Here is a 3,228-nt window from a genome sequence, read left to right as displayed (position 1 = left end):
GTGTCGCGGCCGTCATCGCTCCCGGGATCGACGCGAGCATCTGGGGTGTGCTGGTCGGCACGGTGCTCACGACGGTGATCAGCGGGGTCATCTTCGCGATTCTCGACGAGCGATGATGCCTCTGTTCGCTCCGGGCTTCTCGCTGGGTCTCTGGCTCGGCGGCGCCACCTCCTCACAAAGCACCACCACCGTCTCGGCAAACTCGTGGATTCCGAACCGGCACATGAACATGACACTCGTGTAGCCAGGTAGGGGAAATGGCACCCAGGAAACGGGTCAAGCGCACATACCCGCCGCTCTCCGGTCGCATCGATCGCCACGAGTTCGACCCTCCTCTCACGATCGGTCTCATTTCCGATACCCACATCTTCGAAGGGGGCGGTTCCCGGCCGTTCCCCGAGCCCGTGCTCGATCTCTTCCGGCGCTTCGATGTCGGATTGATCGTTCACGGTGGTGACGTCGTCACGCGATCGGTGCTCGATCGTCTCGCGACGGTTGCCCCGACCCTCGCCGTCCACGGAAACAACGACCCGGTCGAGCTTTGGCAGGAGCTTCCCGAGCGCATCATTCTCGCCGTGGGCGCGCGGCGTATTGGCATCGTTCACGGTCATGGCGGGCCAAGCGCGCGAGCAACTGCCAGAGCGGCGTTCGATGAGCCGCTCGAAATGGTGGTCTATGGGCACAGCCACATCCCCAAGATCGAGAAGGAGGACGGCGTCGTCTACTTCAACCCCGGCTCGGCAACCGATCGCCGCTGGTCGGCCCATTTCGGTATCGGCATCGTGACGATCGATGAGCAGGGCATTCGGCCGGAACTGATATTGTTCGACGCAGCCGCGCATCTGTCCTCGATCGAGCCGCACCCACATTCAGGAGCCAACACATGAAGAGCAACTTCCGCCTCCCCGGTCCGACACCGATTCCGCCGCAGGTCTATGCCGCCATGCAGCGTGAGATGGTGTCCCACCGCAGCGCGGAGTTCTCGGCGTTCTATGTCGATCTCCTGGCGCGTCTGCGTCGCATCCACAGGACCGAGTCAGATGTCCTCGTCTGGCCCGGGTCCGGTTCCGCAGGCTGGGAAATTGCGGTCACCAACTTCCTGTCGCCCGGCGATGAGGTCGTTGCTATGGTTGCCGGAGCATTTGGCGACCGGTTCGCCTATGTGGGCGACAAGCTGGGATTGGTGGTGCACCGCGTCGATCTTCGCTGGGGCAGCGCCATCTATCCAGAGATGGTGCGCAGCGCGCTCGAAGCGCATCCCGGCGCAAGGGCGATCTTTCTGACACATAACGAGACGTCCACAGGAGTGACCCATCCGATTGCGGAGCTCGTCGCCATCGCCCGGGACCGCGGCGTGCTCACATTCGTCGATGGTGTCTCTTCGGTGGCAGGTCTGCCGGTGAACTTCGACGAATGGGATATCGACTACCTCTTCACCGGGTCGCAAAAGGCCTGGATGTGCCCGCCGGGCGTCACGATCGCGGCCATTGGCCCGCGCGCATGGGAGGCGTACGAGCGGTCGACGTTTCCAAAGTTCTTCTGGGATGCACGTGCGACCCGCGATGCGGCCAGGGAAGGACATACGCCCACAACATCGCCGATCACGCTCGACTACGCTCTCGAGGCTGCCGCGCAGATGATCGAGGACGAAGGGTTGGAGAACGTCTTTGCTCGCCATGCTGCGCTCGGCGAACAGACCCGGGCCGGCATCGAAGCGATTGGTCTCGAACTCGTTGCCGAACCTGGCTTCGAATCGAACACCGTCACCGCAGTGCAATTGCCGGCGGGTTATTCCAGCAAGAAGGTTGCCCGGCAACTGTTCGACGACTATGGCGTCACCGTTGCCGGCGGTCAGGCGCATCTCGCGGATTCCATCATCCGAATCGGTCACATGGGGTGGGTCGACTCAGACGACATCACGGCTGCGCTCGCCGCCGTCCGCGCGGTGCTCGGCTAGCCTGGAGCGCTTCGGCGGCAGCCCCGAAATCCGAAAACATGCGCTATACTGACAACGTGGGCTTCGGGTCCGCGGGAGCATCGTGCCCCGCGGTCTTTCGGTGTCCACGATCGTTCGTCGCAAGGAAGGTGTATGGAAGTTTCTCGTATTACCGAGCAAGGGGGAGCGCTCGACGCACCCGTGTCGCTCATGGAAAAGTACCTCAACGATCCCACCAATGATTACCGGACCCTCAAGTTCGGTGACGTCATGGACGGGACCATCATGCGAGTGGACCGGGACGAGATCCTGGTCGACATCGGGTCGAAGTCCGAAGGGATTGTGCCGGCGAAAGAGTTCTCCTCGCTCACCTCGAGTGAGAAGCAGGCGCTTTCGATCGGTGAAACGGTGCTGATCTTCGTCGTCCAACCTGAGAACCAGGAAGGCCACGCGGTCGTCTCCATCGACCGCGCGCGGCAGGAGAAGTCCTGGCGGCGGCTGCAGGAAATCTACGAAGAGAATGGCGTCATCGACGCCGAGGTCGTCAACTACAACAAGGGCGGCCTGCTGGTGAACCTGGACGGTGTGCGCGGATTCGTGCCCGCCTCGCAGGTTACCGAAATTCGCGGTGGTGACGAGGCTGGCAAGCAGGCCGAGATGGCCCGCATGATCGGCACGCACCTTCCGCTCAAGGTCATCGAGATCAACCGTCATCGCAACCGGCTGATCCTCTCCGAGCGCCAGGCCATGCAGGAAAAGCGCGACGAGATGAAGGAGAAGCTGATCGAGGAGCTGCGCGAGGGCGAGGTTCGCCAGGGTCGCGTCTCCTCCATCTGCGATTTCGGCGCCTTTGTCGATATCGGCGGCGCCGACGGACTGGTTCACCTCTCCGAGCTCAGCTGGAGCCGAGTGCGCCACCCATCGGAAGTGCTCAAGATCGGCCAGGAAGTCGATGTCTATGTCCTTGGCATCAATGCCCAGGAGAAGAAGATCGCGCTCTCCATCAAGCGCACTCAGGCCGAGCCCTGGAGCCAGGTCGCCTCGGCGTACGAGGTCGGCCAGTTGGTGCGCGGCACCGTCACCCAGCTTGCCAACTTCGGCGCGTTTGCGCGGATCGTCGATGGTATCGAGGGGCTTATCCACGTCTCCGAGCTTACCGATGCGCGGATCACGCATCCGAAGCAGGTCGTGCACGAGGGCGAAGAGCTCCTGCTTCGCATCATCCGCATCGATCCCGAACGCCGCCGCATGGGCTTGAGCCTGCGCCGCGCGCTCGATACGCCGGATGAAGA

Annotated in this window: 4 protein-coding genes; all 4 read left to right on the top strand. The window is 62.8% G+C overall.

From position 1 onward, the window contains the following. The first annotated feature begins 115 nt into the window (after positions 1-115). Complete coding sequence (locus R2855_19965) at positions 116-244, top strand: hypothetical protein (protein ID MEZ4533282.1); 129 nt, start codon at positions 116-118, stop codon at positions 242-244. 13 nt (positions 245-257) lie between these two features. Then, a complete protein-coding gene (locus R2855_19960) occupies positions 258-887 on the top strand; it encodes a metallophosphoesterase family protein (GenBank protein ID MEZ4533281.1) in 630 nt (209 codons plus the stop codon). Continuing rightward, a complete protein-coding gene (locus R2855_19955; GenBank protein MEZ4533280.1) occupies positions 884-1,957 on the top strand; it encodes an alanine--glyoxylate aminotransferase family protein in 1,074 nt (357 codons plus the stop codon). The genes R2855_19960 and R2855_19955 overlap by 4 nt, the downstream gene beginning before the upstream one ends. A 132-nt stretch (positions 1,958-2,089) precedes the next feature. After that, positions 2,090-3,228, top strand: a 1,139-nt coding sequence (rpsA, locus tag R2855_19950; protein ID MEZ4533279.1) for a 30S ribosomal protein S1, incomplete at its 3' end; no start/stop codon positions are given.

The organism is Thermomicrobiales bacterium (assembly GCA_041390825.1).
Taxonomy (GTDB): Bacteria; Chloroflexota; Chloroflexia; order Thermomicrobiales; family UBA6265; genus JAMLHN01.
The sequence above is the reverse complement of the archived record's forward strand: the minus strand, read 5'-3'. Positions and strand labels throughout refer to the sequence as shown.

Bases quoted from the DNA above. Each gene is read 5' to 3' on its own strand.
- R2855_19965 (MEZ4533282.1), top strand. From the start codon at position 116: ATGCCTCTGTTCGCTCCGGGCTTCTCGCTGGGTCTCTGGCTCGGCGGC.
- R2855_19960 (MEZ4533281.1), top strand. From the start codon at position 258: ATGGCACCCAGGAAACGGGTCAAGCGCACATACCCGCCGCTCTCCGGT.
- R2855_19955 (MEZ4533280.1), top strand. From the start codon at position 884: ATGAAGAGCAACTTCCGCCTCCCCGGTCCGACACCGATTCCGCCGCAG.